This is a genomic window from Lujinxingia sediminis (genome assembly GCF_004005565.1).
GTDB lineage: Bacteria > Myxococcota_A > Bradymonadia > Bradymonadales > Bradymonadaceae > Lujinxingia > Lujinxingia sediminis.
Genome location: NZ_SADD01000018.1, coordinates 53,727 through 73,958, shown reverse-complemented (window position 1 = coordinate 73,958; position 20,232 = coordinate 53,727). Strand labels below are relative to the sequence as shown.

Below are 20,232 nucleotides of genomic sequence, written 5' to 3'. Positions count from 1 at the left end.
AGTACCCCGAAGTGGGGCGTGTTACGAAGTTGAGTGTGCGTAACACCAGGTGGTGCGGTGCGCAAGCAGGGATTCGAAGAGATGGGCGTGGCGCGTTGTCGCACCGGAGGCCTGGCGTATACTCGCGCGCGTGATGCGCCGTGCGAGAGGCGCGGATGAAGGCGTCGAGACGAAGGAAGTGAGGTATGGACGATACGGGTGTGGCGAGTGCGCCGATCGAGGAACTCAACGATGTTCTGGCCGGGCGCTATCGTGTGGAGCGGGTGTTGGGGGAGGGGGCGCACGGGGTGACCTACCTGGCGTTGACGGCCGATGGGCGCAGGGTGGCGCTTAAGGAGCTGGCCGTCGAGCGGGTGGAGAGCTGGAAGGCGCTCGAGCTTTTTGAGCGGGAAGGGCAGGCGTTGCGGGCGCTCTCGCACCCGGCAATTCCGGCCTATGAGGAGGCCTTTCACCTCGATGACGGGTGGGGCGGGGAGCGCTTTTTTCTGGCGCAGGCCTATGTGGAGGGGCGAGCTCTGGGCTCGGAGGTGGAGCGGGGACGACGCTGGACCGAGGCGCAGGTCAAGGCGCTGGTCGAGGAGCTTCTGGAGGTGTTGGCGTACATCCAGGCGTTGAGCCCTGCGATGATTCACCGCGACATCAAGCCCTCCAACCTGATGGAGCGCCCCGACGGGAGTCTGGCGCTGATCGACTTCGGGGCGGTGCAGACGCTCGCCGCTGAAGAGACGGGTGGGTCCACGATCGTGGGCACCACGGGGTATATGCCGGTGGAGCAGCTGATGGGGCGCGCGGTGCCCGCCACAGACCTGTATGCGGTGGGGGCGACGGCGGTGCATCTGTTGAGCGGGCGGCATCCGGCGGATCTTCCGGTACGGCGTATGGCGCTGGATTTTCGGGGGGCGGTTAACGTCTCGGAGCCTTTTGGGCGTTTTCTCGACGGGATGCTCGCGCCGGATGTCGAGGATCGCTACCGCACAGCCCGCGAGGCGTTGGAGGCGTTAGAAGCGCTGGGCGGGCCGGTGACGCTGCGCGTGGCGAGGGCATCGATGGTGAGTGTGCTCAGCGCGCGGCGTCACGCGATGGCGCGAAAGGTGGTGCAGTCGCTTTCTTCAAGAGCGGCGTCGCGCTCGAACTCGCCCGGGCGCGGGGCCCGGCAGCCTGTCGTGGCGAGGGTGTCGGCGTCGCAGGGGAAGGCGGTGCGGCGTGGCGATCGTGGGTCGGGAGCCAGGGGCGGGTGGTTCGTTGCGGTGGCGTTCGTCTCCGCGCTCGTCTTCGGGTCGAACTGCGGGCGATTTTCCGCGAAGCTCTCCGGTTATGAAGAGGTGGTGTTCGGGCCGCTTCAGACCTGCGGGCCTGTGGAGGAGCTGCTGGGCCAGGATATCGGCGTGCCGGCGGTGGGGTGTCAGACCGGGTCGACGCAAACCTCGTCCGGTGGGGGCTCGGCCGCCTGGCATATGCCCGTGAGCGGGTCGAAGGGCCGGGGGAGTTACAGTTTTACCGCGAACAAAAACGCCCATGGCACCTGGGAGCTGCGCGGGGGGCTTCTCAAGGTGGAAGAGCGCGTGATCGATGTGGTGCGATGCGTCGAGATGTCGACAGCTCAGGCACGTCGAACACCTAACCCCGTGGAGGACAGCTTGCCCGGGGCGGCGCGTTAATGGGCGCGCCCCGGCGGCGTCGAGACGATGCCCCCAAAGCGCCACTCGGATGAGCTGGAGCGCTTCCATCGAGTCAGGCCGTTGAGGTGGCCCTTCTGGCAAGCTGGACCGGGTGCCAGCCGAGCCGACCCCCACTTCCAGCTATCTGGACGCGGTGCCAGACCCCATAAGCCGGCGCGCGTTTCAGGTGAGAGCGTCGCCAGCTCTCACGACCACCTCGTTTGACGTCTGTAACGTGTGTGCGGCTTTTAAGGGGGGATTAGAATTCAACTTTAAAGGGGCGATGTGTTCAAAGTTCGGCAAGGATCGCCAGATCAAAACGCCGGGCCAGGGCGCGGCCGGCGCGCCGGGCGGCCAGGCAGAGGCAATGATCGCGAACATCAAGGGTGGTGGCATGGGGGAGGTTTTTTTTTGTTCGACATGACTTCCCTATGTCGATATCAACATGTTTCGTTTGAAGCAGCGCCGTGTAGACCACAAAACCCCTTTTGGGAGTATGCCCATGAGCTACATCGATGGATTCGTAGGTGCCGTGCCAGCCGCCAACAAAGACGCCTATCGCCAGCATGTTTTGGAAGCTGTGCCCCTCTTCAAGGAGTCTGGCGTCGCCCGGATGGTCGAGACCTGGGGCGATGATGTGGGGAAGGGAGAGGTGACGGACTTCTTCCGGGCGGTGGAGGCCACCCCTGAGGAGGTGATTGTCTTCTCCTGGATGAAGTATCCCGATCGCGAGGCTCGTCAGGCGGCCAACGAGCGCATGATGAGCGATGAGCACATGGGGTCGGCGGTGGAGCAGATGCCTTTTGATGGTGAGCGTGTGATCTACGGGGGATTTGCGACGATCCTGGATAAGGATAGCGGCGCTGAGCCGGGCTACATCGATGGCTCGGTGATCCCGGTGCCCACGGCCAACAAAGACGCCTACACCGAGCTTGCGGCGATGCGCGCCGAGGTGATGATGGAGCACGGGGCCACGCGCGTGGTCAACGCCTGGGGCGATGATGTGCCCGATGGGAAGCGCACCGACTTTAAGCGCGCGGTCAACGCCACCGCTGAGGAGAGCGTGGTCTTTGCCCGGGTGGAGTGGCCGTCGAAGGAGGTTCGGGATGCGGCCTGGCCCAAGATCTACGGCGATGCTCGCATGCATACCGAGAAGGGGCTTTTTGAGGGGGAGCGCATGATCTTTGGTGGATTTGCTCCGCTTGTCGACGTCTGAGGCGCGTGAGATTGGCCGAGGTGCAAGGGCGGCCAGGCACAACGTTTGAGGGTGGCGGTTGAGGAAGGCTTGCTCTATGGGCTGTGTTGCCAGAGTAAGTGCGATGGCCCGCGCCGCCCCGGCCAGGATCCTGGCCGGGGCGGCGCTCTCTCTGACCCCGGATGTGCTATGAGCTCGATTACTTTCGACGACCGATTTATGCGCGAGTTGCCCGCCGATGCGCGCACCGACCGGCGCCCGCGCCAGGTGCAGGGCGCGTGTTACTCCGAGGTGGAGCCCTCGGCGGTGGCCGACCCCAGCCTTGTGGCCTGTTGGCCGGAGGTGGCCGAGCTGGTGGGGTTTGAGGCCGAGATCTGTGAGCAGGAGCACTTTGCGCAGGTGATGGGCGGAAATGCGCTGTTTGAGGGCATGAAGCCCTATGCCGCATGCTACGGCGGGCATCAGTTTGGAAACTGGGCCGGCCAGCTGGGTGACGGGCGAGCGATCACGCTGGGGGAGGCGATTCACCCGAAGACGGGGGCGCGCCATGAGCTGCAGCTTAAGGGGGCCGGTCCCACCCCGTACTCGCGCACGGCGGACGGGCGAGCGGTGTTGCGCTCGTCGATCCGCGAGTTCTTGTGTAGCGAGGCGATGTTTCATCTGGGCGTACCTACGACGCGCGCGCTGAGCCTTGTGCTCACGGGTGAGCAGGTGATGCGCGATAAATTGTACGACGGTCGGCCGGCCCCGGAGCCCGGGGCGGTGGTCTGCCGGGTGGCGCCGAGTTTTTTGCGCTTTGGCAGCTATGAGATTCACGCGGCGCGCGGCGATCTGGGGATTTTGCGGGGGCTGGTGGAGCACACGATTCGCCACTACTTCCCGCATCTTCTGGGCGAGGGTGAAGGGGATGGTGCGGAGGCCCCGGGGGGCGATACGCCGGTTCGCGATGCGCATATCGTCGCGTGGATTCGGGAGGTCGCCGAGCGCACCGCCTCGATGGTGGTGGGCTGGATGCGCGTGGGCTTTGTGCACGGGGTGATGAACACCGACAACATGTCGATTCTAGGCCTGACGATCGACTACGGCCCCTACGGCTGGCTCGATAACTTCGACCCGGGCTTTACGCCCAACACCACCGACCGGGGGCAGCGCCGCTACCGCTACGGCTATCAGCCCGACGTGGCCTACTGGAATCTCTATAAGCTCACCAACGCCGTAGCTGCGCTGGTCGACGACGCGGCGCCCCTGCAGGAGGCGCTCGATCATTTCCCCACCGTCTACAGCGAGCTTCAGCTTGATATGATGGCTCAAAAGCTCGGGCTTACGAGGCTGGCGGGCGCCGAGGATGAGGTGCTGGTCGAGGGATTGATGGCGATGCTCGGGCGGGTGGAGACCGATTACACCCTCTTTTATCGCGGGCTTGCCGAGGTGCGTTGCGAGGGCGTTGAGGCTGACGCGGTGGACGCCGAGGCGTTGCGCGCGCCCTTGATGGCGGCCTATTACGCGCCAGAGTCGCATCGGGAGGAGGATTGGGAGGCGATTGACGCCTGGCTGCGCGCGTATGTGGCGCGGGTGCAAAACGATGGCACGAGCGACGTGGCGAGGCGCGAGGCGATGAATGCGGTCAACCCGATGTACATCCTGCGCAACTACCTGGCGCAGGAGGCGATCGATCAGGCGGAGGCCGGAGATTTCTCCGGGGTCTATTCTCTGATGGACGTGCTTCGCTCGCCCTACGAGGTGCGGTCGGAGTGGGGGCGTTTTGCGAAAAAGCGGCCGGACTGGGCGCGGGATGCGTTCGGGTGTTCGATGTTGTCGTGCAGCTCGTGAGGGGTTGACCGCCAGAGGCTAGACCGCTCGCCAGCTCCCACAAAAAAAGCGCGCCGCCCCCTGCGGGCGGCGCGCTTTTTTTTAGTCGAAGCGTCGGTCGAGATCAGTAGGTGACTTTGATCTCGGCGCAGCAGGCGCTCTCGGTGCAGGCGATCGAGGCGTCTTCGTCCTCGATGGTGTCGCAGCCGGCTTCTTCTTCGCAGGCGCTCAGTTCGGTGAGTGCGTTGCGGCACTCGGTGGAGACGTCGCAGCTGTCCAGACAGTTGTTGGCGCAGATGGCGCAGGCCGCCGGGTTCATGCCGCTGGCGCACTCGGCGTCTTCCAGAATGCAGCTGAGATTGCAGCTGGAGAGGCACGAGGTGTAGGGGCAGCAGACGCCCGGGGTGTCGTTGCAGTAGTCGTGGCTCTCGCAGGTGTTGTCGCCGTTGTCGCCGTTGTCGCCGTTGTCGCCGTTGTCGCCGTTGTCGCCGTTGTCGCCGTTGTCGCCGCTGTCTGCGGGTTCGCAGTTCAGGGAGCCGGTCATGGCGTAGACCATGACATCGAAGCTGCCGTTGAGCGTGCGGGTTCCGGGGCCCTGATCGTCTTTGAGCACGATGTTTTTGAAGGAGCCCACGACCTTGTCACCGATGGCCTTCGGGCAGCTGGTCAGCTCAATGGAGCCCTGGCCCTGGCTGGAAAAGGAGGTCGTGGCCATCACGTCGAGCAGGCTCACGAAGGTGCCCTCGGGCGGGGTACCCACGGTAAAGGTGCTGTCGGCGTAGGTATTGAGCGAGGTGTCGACCGTGGTGGAGATGGCCACGCCGGTGTCGTTTTGCATCAGGATGGTGATGACGCCGTTGGCGATGGCGGCGCCCCAGGTCTCGTCGGAGGCCTGGTCGTTATCCTGAGAGCCGCTGACTTGCGTGGACTGGCCCTCGCCACTGACCTCCACGTCGAAGCTGCTGGTCTGAGGGTCGCCCTGGGTGTCATCGACCGCGGGAGCGTCGGCGTTGGTGTCGGAGCCGCAGGCGCTCAGGGCCAGGGAGCCGGCAACGAGAAGGGACAGAAGGGTGGTCGGGGCAAAGCGCCCATGCATCCATGTCATAGGGTGTCTCCATGTCATTGTCATCATGTCGTACGCCGTGGTCATCGATGTGTGTTCACGACGTCGTGAGCAGCACCATGCTGCGTCATTCATGAAGCTCCTGGAGATCCCGGGTGCTCGCCAGCGCCTCGGCGGCTACGTACGCAGGAGGCGGCGCGTTGATTCAAAAAGTTTCGGGGGGATGGTCTGGAGGGCGGGACGCTTACCAGCGGTTGGCGGCTTCTTCGGCCCAGCCGACCAGGCCCTGGAGGTCGTGGCGCTGGTCGTGGGCATCGAGCGCCCAGCCGCTCCAGTGGCCAAAGGCCTGTCGGGTGCGCGAGGCGATGAGGAGGGCGTTGGTGTCGGCGCGGCGCAGGTGAAAGGGGGTGAGGGTGGCGTCGAGGCGCGGGCCGTGCACGCGCCAGAGGGCGGTGGGGTCGTCGCGCTGGTACTCCCAGGTGAGCTCGTGGCCGATGTAGCTGAGGCGGCCATCGACCAGGAGGGCGTTTTCGGTGCCGGGGGTGTGGGCGGTCCATTTGCCGCCGAGCTGCAGGCCCAGGGTGTGGTCGCCCCGGCGCCCGAAGCCGGCGCCCCAGTTCCAGGTCATGCTGTAGGGCCAGCGGCCGCGGCCCCGGTCGAGCACGCCGAAGCTGGTGGCGGGGCGCAGGTCAAAGGATTCGTCATCGACCTGAAGGCGTCCGCGCAGCTGACGCGCGACGTCTTTGAGGGTGTACTGAAAGCGGGTGGGGGACCAGGGGATGACCACGCCCAGGGCGTCGCCGTGGGCCGGGGCGTCGAGCTCAAAGCGCACGCGGGGGGAGCGCAGGCGCAGGTGCGCGTGGTGAGGGGTGTAGGCAAAGCTCAGCGAGAGGTCGCGGTGGCGGCCGTGGGCTTCAAATGTGGCGGCCAGGTCGGGCAGGACCACGCCCCGGGCCAGGGGGAGGAGCGCGTCCTGGACGATGGGGGGCGCGTGGGGGTGGCGGCGATCGTAGAGGTAGAGCTGCAAGAGGCCGGCGTAGTCCAGGCTGGCGATGGTCACGCCGATGACGTGTTCGGGGGTGACGATGCCCCAGTACTCCCAGCGTTTGTTGCGCCCCCACCAGCCGGGACCGCCCCGGAGGTTGGGGCGAATCAAGGGGCGCCGCGCGAAGCCGGCGGCCGCCGGGTTGAGGCGGCCGTCGGGTCGGCAGAGGTCCACGGCCGAGGTGAGCTCGGGGTAGGAGGGGCGCTTTTCGGGCATGTGAGATGCTCTCATTGAATCAAAACGACCCGTCAAAACGACCGGGGGTCGTGCAAGGCCGAGTGTTTATGCGGGTGAGGGGCGATTTTGGATCCGACCGAGGGTCGTGCAAGGACGTGGCTGAAGAACCGACCGAGGGTCGTGCAAATGACCGACCGAGGGTCGTGCAAGGCCGAGTGTTTATGCGGGTGAGGGGCGATTTCGGAACCGACCGAGGGTCGTGTAAGGACGTGGCTGAAGAACTGACTGAAGAACCGACCGAGGGTCGTGCAAATGACCGGCCGAATGACCGACCGAGGGTCGTGCAAGGCCGAGTGTTTATGCGGTTGAGGGGCGATTTTGGATCCGACCGAGGGTCGTGCAAGGACGTGGCTGAAGAACCGACCGAGGGTCGTGCAAATGACCGACCGAAGGTCGTGCAAGGCCGAGTGTTTATGCGGGTGAGGGGCGATTTTGGATCCGACCGAGGGTCGTGCAAGGACGTGGCTGAAGAACGGACTGAAGAACCGACCGAGGGTCGTGCAAATGACCGACCGAGGGTCGTGCAAATGACCGACCGAATGACCGACCGAGGGTCGTGCAAGGCCGAGTGTTTATGCGGGTAAGGGGCGATTGAGGGGGCGCGGGCGAGTCAGGAGAGGAGCCGGCGAATCTGGGCCTCGATCTCGTCAATGTCCTCGCTTTCATCCTCCCCGCTTTCATCCTCCCCGGTGTCGGGAGGCAGGGCGAGGAATCCGTGGAGCGTAAAGCCGTCGGATCTGGGCTGACCCGCGAAGGGCAACGCCCGAGGTTTAACGTGGGTGGTGGGATCGAGTTCATAGCGCGCGAAGGCTGCGTTGTAGGTGAACGCCGAGATGATTCCCGTGTTTTGAGCGGTCTGAAGCGCCGTTGTGAACGCGTTGTAGGCATGTTCGGTTATTTGCGCAGCCCTGTCTTCCAACATGCGGCGATAGATCACGTGTTGTTCTTCGCTTAGTTGAGCCGGGACAGCAGACCGCCTGAAGGACTCGCTAAAGTCTCTTGGGCCTTCTCCAATTCGGACCAGCGCCGCGACCGTCCACTGCGGATGGTTGAATGAGAGGACATGCTCAAAACGTACAATGGCTTCCTGATGAGCTGCCATCTTCTCGCGGGTTTGAGCGGTCAACGCATCACCCTGGGTGGCGTCGATCTTCATGGCTAGGGCACGCTCGTGCGCATCTTCTGCGAGCATCCATGCGGCGTGGGCGGCGAGTTCGAGGTGACGGCGTTGTTGGTCATCGTCAAGTGCGTCATAGACATCAAGAGCCTGGCGAAAGGTGGTGAGCGCGGCGTCTCGCTCCCCGAGCGTCCACTGCGCGCCTCCTTTTTCAACCAGACGGACAAGCCTCGGTCGAAGGTGCGGGGCGTTTTTATGCGTGGAGAGGAGGGTGGTGAGGAGCGTCGTGAGGTTCTCTCGTGCAATAGGATTGGCGGGGGAGCGTTGAAGGGCCGTCTCGAAGTGGCGTTGGGCCTGGCCATCGTTGCGGGCATCGATGGCGAGTATGCCCAGGTTGATGTGGGCGGCGGCGAGCTTCGGGTCGAGCGCCAGGGCGCGGGTGTAGTGGTCGCGAGCCTGGTCAGGCTCGGCGCTGATGTGGGCCACGAGTCCGAGGTTGAAGTGGGCCTGTGCAAAGGAAGGGGCGTGACGCGTCAAGGTTTTGAGTCGGGCTTTTACAGATTCCAGATCGCTTCCGTGGGTCTCGGAGAGGAAGGTCAGGATATCATGGAGCTCTGCGGTAGCGTCGATGGAGTCTTCGTGGGGAGACTCATGTGGCGCGGGAGGTTCGGTTGTGATGAGAGAAGGGGAGGTGCCAGCACAGCCGCCGAGAAGAAGCGCGAGGGAGGCGGCGAGTGTGCAGGGGGGTATCAGGCGTCGGGGCATCATCGAGGTTCTCTCTCAGGCGGTGAGGACGGCAGCTGATCACGTAACAGGGGGGATGGGGGGGAGGAAGTATCCCACAGGGGTTGACCGCATAAAAGCCGGCCGTGGGTTGCGCCTAAAAGCCGACCGTGGGTTGTGCAAGATGGTGTGTTTATGCGGGTGCGCGGCGATTCGGATGCTGACAGGGAGTTGTGCGAGATTGGGCGTTTTCGACCGACCGAGGGTCGCCTGGAAGCCGACCGTGGGTTGTGCAAGATGGTGTGTTTATGCGGGTGCGCGGCGAGCGTGATGTTTCATTTTGGGTCAGAGTACAAAAAGCCGACCCCGGGCGGGGTCGGCTTTTACGCTGGGATTCAAGCTCTTTTCCGCGCGTGGTCTGATGCGCGTGGTGAGGGCTCCTCCGGACGAGTTCGATGACCGACCGAGGGTCGTGCACGATGACCGACCAATGACCGACCGCGATGACCGACCGAGGGTCGTGCAAGGTCCAGTGTTTATGCGGGTGAAGAGGTGAAGTGGGCTCCCGAGATGGGCCGAAGTCCGTCAGGGTTGAGGGAGGGATGTCACGCACTTACCGAACGAAACCAGGCTTCAAAACCGTACTGCTCGATGAGTGCGCGCTCCACGAAGGACTGCGGGATGAGTCGCATGCCGAGGTTGCGAATGCCCCGGGCCAGGGGATTGCGCCACTGGGCGATGCGACCGGTCTCAAAGGAGCGTTTGACGAAGAGATTTGCGCGCGCGGTACGCTGGCGCTCATAGCGTCGCAGGGCCTGCACGAGGTCCGGTGTGGACCGCAGGGCGCGGCCAAGGACCACCGCGCTTTCGACGGCCTGACAGCCGCCCTGGCCGAGGTTGGGCATCATGGGGTGGGCCGCGTCGCCCAGGAGCGTGACGCGTCCCTGGCCCCAGGTGGTGATCGGAGGGCGGTCGAGACAGTCGGTAGCGATGATGTCGGCGGGGTTGGTGGCGTTCAAAATGTCTGCGACCGGGGAGGCCCAGCCATCAAACATCTGCTGAAGCCGCGCAAGTGTGGGGCCTTCGAGCGCGGTGTTCCGGGGGGCGTCGGCCACGGCGAACCAGTACACCTCATCGTTGGCGATGGGCACCAGGCCAAAGCGTCTTCCGGCACCCCACATCTCGGTGGTGGCGAGCCCGGTGGCGGGCATGGAGGCCACGCCGCGCCAGGAGGTGTAACCATCGTAGCGGAGCGCTTCGTCAGCGCGAAGGGAGCGACGCACCGCAGAGTGCAGGCCGTCGCAGCCGATGAGGGCGGCAAAGGAGTGTTGGGAGCCGTCTTCAAACGTGACGTGCACGGCGTCATCGTCGTGCTCAATGTGCGTTGCGCCGGCGTCAAACGCGATGACGTTCTGGAGATCTTCGGCCAGGGTGTGGATGAGGCGTCGCCGGTGGATGGCGACCCCGGGCCAGGCGACCTGGGGGCCGAGTGTGCGAAGATCGAGGGTCTGCAAGGGCTCGCCCTGCCAGGTGGCGATCTGAGCCCTGGCGATGGTGTGGCCTTCGTTGCGCACGCGCTCGGCCAGCCCCAGGCTTGCCAGCGCTTCCATGGCGTTGCCTTGCATGGTGATGCCAGCGCCCAGGGCGCGCAGCTGCGGGGCTCGCTCGAAGATGCGCACCGAGGCTCCGGCCTGCAAAAGGGCGTGTGCGGCGGTCAGCCCGCCGATTCCGGCGCCGATAATCGCGATGTCTCTCATCGATGTTCTCCTGCGGAAGTGGACGCGTCGTTGCTGGGAGGATTATCGAAGAGGAGGAGTGTGTGAGGTACTCGCATTTTGGAGGAGGTTGGCATGGTCGAGCATGATGAGACGTTGCCGCGCAAGGAGCCTGTGCAGGAGCGATCTCGTGCGCTGGTGGAGGCGCTGATTGAGGCGACTGCTCGCATTCTGGAAGACGAGGGCCCCGAGGCGCTGACGACCAATCGGGTGGCCGAGGTGGCGGGTACGAGCATCGGCTCGCTTTATCAGTATTTTCCGAACAAAGAGGCGTTGCTCGCAGCGCTTGTGGAGCGGGAGCTTGCGGGGGATATGGCTCTTGTGCGGCTCATCCTTGAGCGGGGGAACGGGCGTTCGTTGCGCGAGGCTATGAGGCAGGTATGTGAGCAGCTTGTGGCGCAGAATCGGCGTCGTTTTGAGCTTCACCGGGTGATGCTTCCGCTCATCGATGATGTGCACCGGGGAGCGCTTGTGCGGCGAGAGCGTGAGGCCTTGGCCGGGTGTATCGGGGCGCTGGTGGAGGCGCATCGCGATGAGCTTCCGGCGCACTATCGTAAGGGGGAGGAAGGGATGCAGCGTCTGGAGTGCGCGATGTTTGTGGCGATGAGCGCCATGGAGCAGGCGTTGAATGCGGCAAAGGTCGAGGCACCGCAGATGTTGGAGCGACCGGAGTTTGCGGGGCTGTTGCTGCGGATCTTTGAGGCGCTGATCCTTCAGGAGTAGGGACGGAGTCGGATGCCGGAGCGAGTTGGGAGGGGAAATGGGCGTTGGGGCGCATGAATAAAGGGGGATGCACGACTCTCGGTCGTGCGTCTGTGGTGTGTGGTGAGCGACCGGGGGTCGCACAAGGTCCGGTTATGGCGCGGGTTATAGAGGGGGGGGCAATCGAGGCGTGTGTTGTTTCTTGCCGGTCTGAAGTGCGAAAAGCCGCCCCCGGGAGAGGGCGGCTTTTAAGCTGTGATTTAAGCGCATCACCACGCGCGCGGCTGACTTGCGCGTGATGATGTTTTTTTAGTACGCGGCCTGGAATTCAGCGCAGCAGTGGGATTCAGTGCAGCTGGTCGCGGCGTCCTCATCTGCTATTTCGATGCAGCCGGCGTCGTCCTCGCAGGAGGTCAGGGCTGTGGCGGCGTCGCGGCAGGCCTGGTCGACCCCGCAGCGCTCGAGGCAGCCCAGGGTGCAGATGTTGCAGGCGACCGGGTTGAGGCCGCCGGCGCATTCGTCGTCATTCATCACGCAGTTGAAGCCGCAGGTGGCCAGGCACTCGGCGTAAGGGCAGCAGGCACCGTCGCCGCTTTCGCAGAACTCGTAGCCCTGGCAGGCGTTGGGCTGGTCGTCGTCATCGTCGGGTTGCCCATTGTCGTTGTCGTCGGGCTCATCGGCGGGCGGGCAGTTGAGCGAGCCTGTCATCGCGTAGACCGCGACGTCGAAGTTCCCTGAGAGGGTTCGGCTGCTCTCGTTCATGTCGCTTTGCAACACGGCGTTTTTGAAGGAGCCGACAACCTTATCGCCGATGGCTTTGGGGCAGCTGGTCAACGTTATGACGCCGTCATCCAGGGGCGCGAAGAAGTCGCCGCCGAGCGGGTCGAGGAGGGTGACGAAGGTGCACTCCAGAGGCGCGGAGACGGTGAAGTCACCGGTGGCGTAGGTGTTCTGCGAGGTGTCGATGACTGCGCTGATGGCCACGCCACTACCGTACTGCATCAGAATAGTGATGACGCCGCTGGCAATGGAGGCACCCCAGCTTTCCTGGGAGGTCTGGTCGTTGTTGATGCTGCCGCATCGCCGATGGCTTTGGGGCAGCTGGTCAACGTTATGACGCCGTCATCCAGGGGCGCGAAGGAGTCGCCGCCGAGCGGGTCGAGGAGGGTGACGAAGGTGCACTCCAGAGGCGCGGAGACGGTGAAGTCACCGGTGGCGTAGGTGTTCTGCGAGGTGTCGATGACTGCGCTGATGGCCACGCCACTACCGTACTGCATCAGAATAGTGATGACGCCGCTGGCAATGGAGGCGCCCCAGCTTTCCTGGGAGGTCTGGTCGTTGTTGATGCTGCCGCCGTAGGTCTGAGAAGTGTCGCCTTCGGTGACGTGCACCTCGAAAGAGCTTGCCGAGGGGGCGCCTTCACGTGGGTCGGGCTCTGTGTCGGTGGAATCGCTGTCCTGGCCGCAGGCTGCCGCCAGGCTCAGCGATGCGGTCAGGCCCAGGGCCAGCAGGGAGAGCGGTGTGGTGATGCCATTCATTCAGGTCATTCTTCGTGCTCCAAACCATGGGTTATGAGATCGGTGCTCTTCAGGACTGCGTCGACGAGTCGACGAGGACCGGCCTGTGTTCGTCGAGTCGAGCCGACCAGGATCCCGGGTGCTCCTTGCCCGCTCGGTGCGAAGTACGAGGAAGGCGCCGAGGGATTCAAAAATTTGGAGTGTGAGTACGGTTCGCGAGAGACCGGGAGTCGCACAGGGGGCTTTGTTTACGCCGCCGAACGCTGGCTAGGAGCTGGTTTTCGGTGATGTGCTTTCGAGCGTCAGGCGGACCGGAGGTTGGGTGCGTTCTGGTGCGGGCGGCGAGGGGGAGACAGACAAGATAGGCGGGGAGAAGGTTGAGTACTGTTCGCGAGAGACCGGGAGTCGCACAAGGTGCTTTGTTTAGGCCGCCGAACGCTGGCCAGGATCCGGTTTTCGGCGATGTGCTTTCGAGCGTCAGGCGGACCGGAGGTTGGGTGCGTTCTGGTGCGGGCGGCGAGGGGGAGACAGACAAGATAGGCGGGGAGAAGGTTGTAGAGCGTTTGTGGGCGTGGGGGTGATGGTGTCGCGGATCGTCAGGGGCATGGAGTGCAGCAGGGCGGAGTGGAGTTAAATGATGAATGGGGCGCATAGATAAAGGGCGATGTACGACCCCGGGTCGGATCTTGGCCGGGTGGTTGTGAACGACCGGGGGTCGTGCAAGGTCGAGTATTTATGCGGTTGATCGCCGGTTTTTCGGTAGATGGGCAGGAGGCGCGGGAGTGCAACAGATTTTGTGTAACTACTTCAGGCTCAGACTCAGTGGTCTAAAAATCGAAGCCCCCACTCTTGGGGCAGACGGTCACCGAAGTGGATGTGCAGCTCACACACAATTTTCCGCCAGTCAGTTCGTGGTCGGGATTTGTTCTGTTCCTTCTGATTGATCCTCATAGCCACCAGAGTCAGTAGCCGTTTGGCGCTGTCGACGTTGGGCATGGCGCCGCGACTCTTGGTCACTTTACGCAATTGACGATGCACATTCTCGATCGGGTTGGTGGTGTAGACGAGCTTTCTCAAATCCTTGCCGTAGCTCCACAAACTCGCCAGACGGACCAGATTTTTCTCCCACTGCTCGACTACTCCCGGGTATCGATGTCCCCAGTCGTTTTGAAGCGCCGCAAAGGCAATCTCGGCATTCTCAGAGGTCGTAGCCTGGTAGATCGCGCGCAGACTTTTCGCCAGGGCTTTACGGTCTTTATAGCTGACGACATTGAAACTATTGCGCGCCAGATGAACAACACAGGGTTGAAAACGCGCCTTGGGATAGACCGCCCCAACCGCCTGCTCTAGTCCTTTGAGACCATCAGCGCAGACAATGAGAAGGTCTTTCACGCCGCGCCCCTCAAGCTCCAAAAGCACCTGATGCCAGAAGCTCGCCGACTCCGAAGACCCATGCTCCTCCGGGGCGATATACAGTCCTAGAATCTCCAGATGACCCGACTCGTTGTAGCCGCAAATCTGATAGGTCGCCGTGGGGCGAACCCCGTAGCTATGGCGCACCTTCAGGTGCAGCGCATCGATGAAGACGATCGGATATAAAGGCTCTAACGGCCGGTTTCGCCAGACCTTGAGCTCCGGCTCAAGCCTCTCAACGACCCGGCTCACAAACATCGGATTGGTCTCAATGCCGTACATCTCGTGCACGTGCTCGTTGATGTCACGAGTGGTCATGCCTCGGGCGTACATCGAGACAATCCGCGCCTCGACCTCGTCTGTAATACCGGCAAACTTGGGCACAATCTGCGGCTCAAAACTGGCGGCACGATCACGAGGGACACGAACCGTAGTCGCCCCATGACTGGTTTTGAGTGTCTTGGGATAGCTCCCGTTTCGGGTGTTTTTGCGCCGTTTTACTCCACCTTCTTCTTCCTCGACGCGCTCGTTTCGTTCATAGCCCAGGTGCTCATCCATCTCGGCCTCATAGGCCAGCTCGACAAAGCGTCCAATCATCTGCTTGAGCGGCCCATCGGCCTTCAGGCTCTCTGAGAGCGGCTTGCCCGCAGCCGCCTTCGCAATCTCGCGCAGGTACTCGTCAATGGGCTCCGGAAACGAATTGGCCGTCTTCGGGTAGCGCTTCTTTTTCTTATCATTCTCAGTCACTTCCATACTCCAGGGTTGAATCGATGAGGGCATCAATCCTGCGAGTTACACAAAATATTTTACAGTCCCGGAGGCGCACTCCCACCTACAGTTCCCCACTTTTTTTCAGCCTTCACGCAACATCGCACGCCAGCTCTCGATAACAGGCAGAGATGTCCCGATCTCGTTTCCCTCTTTGCCCGGAGAGCCTCATGACTCGTCCTCGCCGTCATGTCGAAGAACAGGTCGCTATGATGACGCGCCGTTGTCTGGATCGGCAGTTTTTTCTGCGTGCCGATGCCACGATGAACGCCATTGCAAACTACGAGATCGCGCGCTCCGCAGGGCGCAGCGGGGTTTCGGTGCACGGGGTGGTGGTGATGTCCAACCATGTGCACATTGTGGTCACCGATCCGAAGGCCAAACGCAGCGGCTTTATGCGTGATGCGATGGCCGGTTTTGCCCGGGCGCGAAACGCCGATCTGGGAAGGCGCGGCTACTTCTGGGATGAGCAGCCCTATTGCGACACGGTGCTCCTGGATCATGAGGCGATGGAGGAGAAGTTGCTCTACACGCTGCTCAACCCGGTGCTCTCCGAGCTTGTGGACCGCGTGGAGGAGTGGCCGGGCTTTATGATCCGGCCTTCGGATTGGGAGAAGACGGTGAAGGTTCGGCGGCCGGATGATTTCTATAGCAAGCGGCAGCCGGAGTTTGTCGAGTTCACGCCCAGACGGCCGCCGGGCTACGATCATATGTCGCTTGAGGAGCTCGTGGCCTACTTTGAGAAGCGCATCAAAGAGAAGGAAGATGAGCTGATCGCCGAGAGGGAGCGTGAGAAGCGGCGAGTGGCGGGGATTGAGGATATTCTGTCGAAGTTGCCGACGTTTCGGCCCGCCACTGAGTCTGAGGCGGGGAGAATTCGTCCGCGCTTTGCGACGAAGAATCCCGAGGTGATGCAGGCTGCGATCGCGAGGGAGCGGGCGTTTTATGCAGCGTACGCCTGCCAGCGGGAGCGGTGGGTGCAGGGTAAGAAGCGGGTGGTGTTTCCCAACGGCACGCTCTGGCTTAAGCAGAATGCGCCGGTGAAGTGTGGTGAGCGTGACCCGAATGAGGCCGGACTGGCACCCAATATGAGGCCTGCGTGTGGCGAGCCGATGTCGCTGGCAGGCTGAGTCGCGCGCGAGCGGGGCGCCGGCGACAGGTAAGGCCAGGCTGAGGCGTTGCGTTCCGGTGATAGCGTCGACGAGGGTGGGGCTGAAGCGTTACAGACGTTGCTTCAGAGGCTGTGCGGATGTGGCTTCAGAGGCGCGCTACTGACGCGCTTCCGGCAGGTTAAAAACCTGATAGATGAAAAACTCTGTGCTCTGGCGCGTTGTGGGCGTTCAGGGCTGAGCTCTGTGTGGGGTGGAGGGTTGGTTGGGGACGTGTGGCTGCGGATGGGGACGTTTTTCAGGGGAATGGCGTGCGGAGGTGGTGGGAGCGCGTGGTTTTTTGGGTGTGGGAGTCTGGTTGTAGAGGAAGCGATGGGAAAATGTGCGGAGAACCGGTGAATTGCGGCGATGCGTGTCGGGGGTGAAGGTGCGCATTGCCGCATAAATGCTGGTTGATGTGCGACTGTGGGTTGGGAGGTGTACGACTGTGGGTTGGTTTAAAGTTTTGCGAGTGCGAGCTTGAGGGGGCAGCGCTCCGGGGTGTCTTCGCCTTTGCGGTAGGTGTTGAGCAGGGCTCTGGAACGTTGGGCCAGCTCGCGACGGACCTCCCGGCGTTTGCCTTTGACGCGGGCAATCTTCATGTCGTCATAGGCGGTGGTCTGATGGCGCATCCAGGCGATGGTGGCCGCGGAGGCGCGCTCCTCAATGGGGATGCGTTTGGTGCGGGCGACGGTGCCGCTTCCAACCGGGGTGGCGTGAGCTGCGATAGCCGTGGCCATGGCCCTGGCGAGGTCGCGATAGCGGCTGTGGAAGTTGAGGAAATCGAAGACGGCAGCCTCAAAATCCTCGGCGTATTCTTCGTGTTTTTTGGTGCGTCGAGCGCGGTCGGCGGCCAGGCGGCGCTGATAGGCGGGGGAGGCCTGTTCGGCTTCGCGACGCACTGTTTCGCGCTCGATAATGTCGGCCGGCGCCCAGACCCCATGGGAGAAGGTCTTGCGGCCTTTCTTCTCCTGGACGGTCCAGGAGGGGCCAGCGGCTTTGACACGGCGAGTGAGGGTGGCGTCCCCGGGTTTCAGGAGTGCCCAGCCCTCGGGGGGGCGAGTTTTGGTGCCGTCTTCCAGGCGAACCATGTCGTAAGGGAAGGTTGGTGAGACGATGCGATTTTGTTCGGTCATGGCAGCGAATGTGAGAGAGAAAACGAAGGCGGTCAGGGGGGGGATAGCGTCGAGTCGTCGCATAAACAAAGGGTGATGTTCGACTCTCGGTCGGGATGTCGTTCGACTCTCGGTCGGGATGTCGGTCGGGATGTCGTTCGACTCTCGGTCGGGATGTCGGTCGGGATGTCGTTCGACTCTCGGTCGGGATGTGGTCGGGATGTCGTTCGACTCTCGGTCGGGAAGTCGATAGGTCCGGGAGTCGAACAAGGTCCAAGAGCTATGCGGGTGAGGTGGCGGTGGGTTTCAGTCGTCGAGCCCCTCCGGGATGGTGGAGGTAAGCAGGAAGCGGGTGAGGGCCTGACGGAGAATGTGTTCTTCGATAAGGCCCAGACCGAGGAGGTTCTGGCGAGCCATCGGGTCGTCCTTAAGGTGGTAGAGCTCTTCGGTGCGGGCGGTCAGGTCCATGATGAACTGATAGTCGCCCCGGATCACCGCGCGGGTATGGCGTCGGGGCCGAGAGTAGGAGTTCTCTTGAAAGACCATGCGCTGGTGGTCGGGTGGGGCGCCGAGCAGGGTCGGGAGCTGGCTGACCATGGTGCGTGCTTCGGGGATGGGAATCTCAGCCAGATCAAGCATGGTCGGATAGATGTCGTTGAGGGCGACCGGTTCTTCGTAGCGGGCCGGTTCGATATGAGGGCCGTGCATCAGAAGCGGGACATGGGTGACTGCCCGGTAGAGGTTTCGGGCGTGGGGATCGGGGCCGTGCTCTCCAAAGGCTTCGCCGTGGTCTGCACCGAAGAAGGTGTAGATGGGGCGCTTCTTCCCGAGGTCTTGAATGAGATCGAGGATGGGGGCCATCTGCGCGTCGGTGTACCGAAGTTCCTCGTCGTAGCGGTCCACAGGCTCCTCGCCCCATGCTACGTCGGGGTGGTCGAAGTAGGGCGCGTGCGGGTCGTAGTAGTGCAGCCATATTAAGAAGGGCTCGTCTTGACTGGCCAGGCGACGCAGCGCTTTCTGACCCTCCCGGGTAACGTTGGGAGCCAGGCGATGCGTGCGTTCGCCGCAGACGTTGTCGAAGCGCTCAAAGCCGCGGCGAATCGTCCAGCGCGGGCTATCAAAAACCGTGGCGCAGAGGATAGCCTCGGCGTTGTAGCCCTCGCCGACGAGCACTTCGGCGAGGAGAGGTTCACTCGCGTCAATCAGCGGGGGAAATCGGTGCCCTTCGGAGAGGTCGACTTGAAAGGGGGTCTTTCCGCTGAAGAGCGACCAGAGGCTGGGGCCGGTCCCGGAGTCCTGGCTGAACGCACGGGAGAAGACCGCGCTCTCGGCGGCGAAGGCGTCGAGGTTGGGGGAGGTGGGGCGCTCTCCCCCGAGGAAGCCCAGGCGTTCGGCGCGCACCGAATCCCAGGTGATGAGCACAAATGAAGGGCGTTGCTTAAGTTGGGGGCGTTCAACCTCGGGGAGCACCTCACGGGAGGTAGGGCGGTCGAAGTCCGGATCGAGACACGTGTCGATATGCGCGTGCAACTCCTCCCGGGTGAGCAGGCCCGGTACCGGGCAGTCGCCGTTTAGAAAGAGGCGGTCGAGCATCAGGTAGCGCTGGGAGAGATCCAGGACAAAGCGAGAGGTCTCGGCGTGGAAGACGAGCATACGCCGTGTCTCCGGGAGCTGGCTGGAGACGCCGGCGATCGGAAGCGCGATAAGTGGCGCGGTAAGCGCCAGCGCTCCGATAAGCCGGCCCGGTGAGCGCTGACGCAGCGAGAAGGCCATCACCGGATGAAGGAGCAGGGACAGGCCGATAAGCGCGATGGTGGGGCCTTCGATGGCCATCAGGGTGTGGCGCAAGCGCCAGGAGGCCGCCAGGGCCACGCTCAGCCCTGCGGTGAGTGTGGCGATACTGATATAGGCCGTGTTGAAAAAGCGGCTCGCCGCGGGCCTGCGTTTGAGTGCAGCGAGCAGGAGTCGCCGCAGCATGGCCGCTCCTATGCCGAGCGAGCCGGCGATCAGGAGCTGTGCGACCAGTGAGGTCGCAGCGATGAGCATCGCTCCGTTTCTGTGTTCGATGAGGTAGGTGGTGATGCCGATGGAGCACGCGGCAAAGAGCGGCAGCGCTACCACGGTACTCATCAGTGTTGCGGCGCGTCGGTGATCGGCGGCCGTGGCGCGCTCGCGCCAGACTCGTCTCGTCCAGCGACTCGCCAGGTTCAGAAGCCCCGTGGCGGTGGGGCGTCCTGTGGAAGCCCAGAGCGTCGCTGCTGAGAGAGGTGCCCACAGCCCGGCGCCGATGGTCCAGAGGGCGGTGGTCGCGATCAACGTCAACAGCGCCGCGCTCAACGACGAGCCGGACGCGCTCAGGAGGGTGAGGGCCGTCTCCAGGGTCGCGCCGAGAGCGCCGGCGAGCAGGGCGCCGATGCTCCAGAGGGTCAGATCTCGCCAGAAGGTGGGAGTGGGTGGGGACATCGATCGGTGCGTTCAGGGGGAGAGCGGGGAAGACATCGCAGGACGTCGCTGCGTGATTTATCCATAGCGCGCTTTGAGCTCCGATTGAAGTGTCGAGCGCAGCCAGGCCGACGCTAGCGCTACTACAGCGTCATCCCTATCTCCTTGCCAGTCGTCGGCCTGGCTGCGCTCAGGTGTTTCTTGCGCTCAGTACGAGGCTGGCATCGTCGATAGGGAATCGCGGTAGCGCTGCCCCGGGTTTCGGGCGAGTTCGGGGCGCTTGAAAGGCACCATCCCGGGCGGTGGCGTTGCGCTGGGACGTGGAGCTGGGGCGGAGTGGAGTAGAGGGGCGGGGTGTATTGACCGCAAGGTTAGTCGTGGTTGGAAAACACGTACTCCGATCGTGAAGGTGGAGAGGAGAGACGAGGTGAAGATCGCCCGTATTCAATCGTTGCGAAGAACGTTGATTTCGAGGGGAAGCGTGGTTTTTTGCGTGTCGGGCGGT

Annotated in this window: 14 protein-coding genes; 5 read left to right on the top strand and 9 right to left on the bottom strand. The window is 63.2% G+C overall.

Annotated elements, in window-relative coordinates; all coding sequences use genetic code 11:
- Positions 1 to 185 precede the first annotated feature (185 nt).
- The 3 genes from EA187_RS18970 (at position 186) to EA187_RS18955 (ending at position 4,683) form a co-directional block, all read left to right on the top strand.
- Entirely contained in the window at positions 186 to 1,658 is a 1,473-nt protein-coding gene (locus tag EA187_RS18970) for a cytochrome c oxidase assembly factor Coa1 family protein (RefSeq protein WP_127781302.1), read from the top strand.
- 502 nt (positions 1,659 to 2,160) lie between these two features.
- Positions 2,161 to 2,874 (top strand): DUF1428 domain-containing protein, encoded by a 714-nt coding sequence (locus EA187_RS18960; RefSeq protein ID WP_127781300.1) that lies wholly within the window; start codon positions 2,161 to 2,163, stop codon positions 2,872 to 2,874.
- 168 nt (positions 2,875 to 3,042) lie between these two features.
- A complete protein-coding gene (locus EA187_RS18955; protein ID WP_127781299.1) occupies positions 3,043 to 4,683 on the top strand; it encodes a protein adenylyltransferase SelO in 1,641 nt (546 codons plus the stop codon).
- Positions 4,684 to 4,786: 103 nt separating this feature from the next.
- Here EA187_RS18955 and EA187_RS20680 read toward each other — a convergent pair whose 3' ends face one another.
- The 4 genes from EA187_RS20680 to EA187_RS18935 all read right to left on the bottom strand — a co-directional run bounded on the left by EA187_RS20680 (position 4,787) and on the right by EA187_RS18935 (position 10,604).
- Positions 4,787 to 5,767: a hypothetical protein gene (locus tag EA187_RS20680; protein ID WP_206524426.1), complete on the bottom strand. Its 981-nt coding sequence runs from the start codon at positions 5,765 to 5,767 to the stop codon at positions 4,787 to 4,789.
- A gap of 202 nt (positions 5,768 to 5,969) precedes the next feature.
- On the bottom strand, positions 5,970 to 6,986 hold the full coding sequence (locus tag EA187_RS18945) for a DUF2804 domain-containing protein (RefSeq protein ID WP_115607836.1): 1,017 nt from the start codon (positions 6,984 to 6,986) through the stop codon (positions 5,970 to 5,972).
- 631 nt (positions 6,987 to 7,617) lie between these two features.
- Positions 7,618 to 8,892 (bottom strand): tetratricopeptide repeat protein, encoded by a 1,275-nt coding sequence (locus tag EA187_RS18940; protein WP_127781298.1) that lies wholly within the window; start codon positions 8,890 to 8,892, stop codon positions 7,618 to 7,620.
- 560 nt (positions 8,893 to 9,452) lie between these two features.
- Positions 9,453 to 10,604: an FAD-dependent monooxygenase gene (locus tag EA187_RS18935; protein ID WP_127781297.1), complete on the bottom strand. Its 1,152-nt coding sequence runs from the start codon at positions 10,602 to 10,604 to the stop codon at positions 9,453 to 9,455.
- 93 nt (positions 10,605 to 10,697) lie between these two features.
- Here EA187_RS18935 and EA187_RS18930 point away from each other — a divergent pair, with 93 nt between their 5' ends.
- On the top strand, positions 10,698 to 11,345 hold the full coding sequence (locus EA187_RS18930; RefSeq protein WP_127781296.1) for a TetR/AcrR family transcriptional regulator: 648 nt from the start codon (positions 10,698 to 10,700) through the stop codon (positions 11,343 to 11,345).
- A gap of 288 nt (positions 11,346 to 11,633) precedes the next feature.
- On the opposite strand, the gene EA187_RS18925 is transcribed toward EA187_RS18930, so the two are convergent.
- From EA187_RS18925 to EA187_RS18915, 3 genes are all read right to left on the bottom strand, one after another.
- A complete protein-coding gene (locus EA187_RS18925) occupies positions 11,634 to 12,326 on the bottom strand; it encodes a hypothetical protein (protein WP_127781295.1) in 693 nt (230 codons plus the stop codon).
- Positions 12,326 to 12,862: a hypothetical protein gene (locus EA187_RS18920; RefSeq protein ID WP_127781294.1), complete on the bottom strand. Its 537-nt coding sequence runs from the start codon at positions 12,860 to 12,862 to the stop codon at positions 12,326 to 12,328. Before EA187_RS18920 ends, EA187_RS18925 begins: the two co-directional genes overlap by 1 nt.
- 798 nt (positions 12,863 to 13,660) lie before the next feature.
- Positions 13,661 to 15,001, bottom strand: coding sequence for an IS256 family transposase (locus tag EA187_RS18915; RefSeq protein WP_164856407.1), 1,341 nt, complete (start codon positions 14,999 to 15,001; stop codon positions 13,661 to 13,663).
- Between the two features lie 191 nt (positions 15,002 to 15,192).
- On the opposite strand from EA187_RS18915, the gene EA187_RS18910 reads away from it, so the two are divergent.
- Positions 15,193 to 16,152: a hypothetical protein gene (locus EA187_RS18910; protein WP_115607846.1), complete on the top strand. Its 960-nt coding sequence runs from the start codon at positions 15,193 to 15,195 to the stop codon at positions 16,150 to 16,152.
- Between the two features lie 476 nt (positions 16,153 to 16,628).
- Here EA187_RS18910 and EA187_RS18905 read toward each other — a convergent pair whose 3' ends face one another.
- The gene (locus EA187_RS18905; RefSeq protein WP_127781292.1) at positions 16,629 to 17,306 is read right to left on the bottom strand and encodes a DUF2293 domain-containing protein; all 678 of its coding nucleotides are present in this window, start codon (positions 17,304 to 17,306) and stop codon (positions 16,629 to 16,631) included.
- Between the two features lie 285 nt (positions 17,307 to 17,591).
- Positions 17,592 to 19,748, bottom strand: a complete 2,157-nt coding sequence (locus tag EA187_RS18900; protein WP_127781291.1) for a sulfatase — start codon at positions 19,746 to 19,748, stop codon at positions 17,592 to 17,594.
- Positions 19,749 to 20,232: the final 484 nt, after the last annotated feature.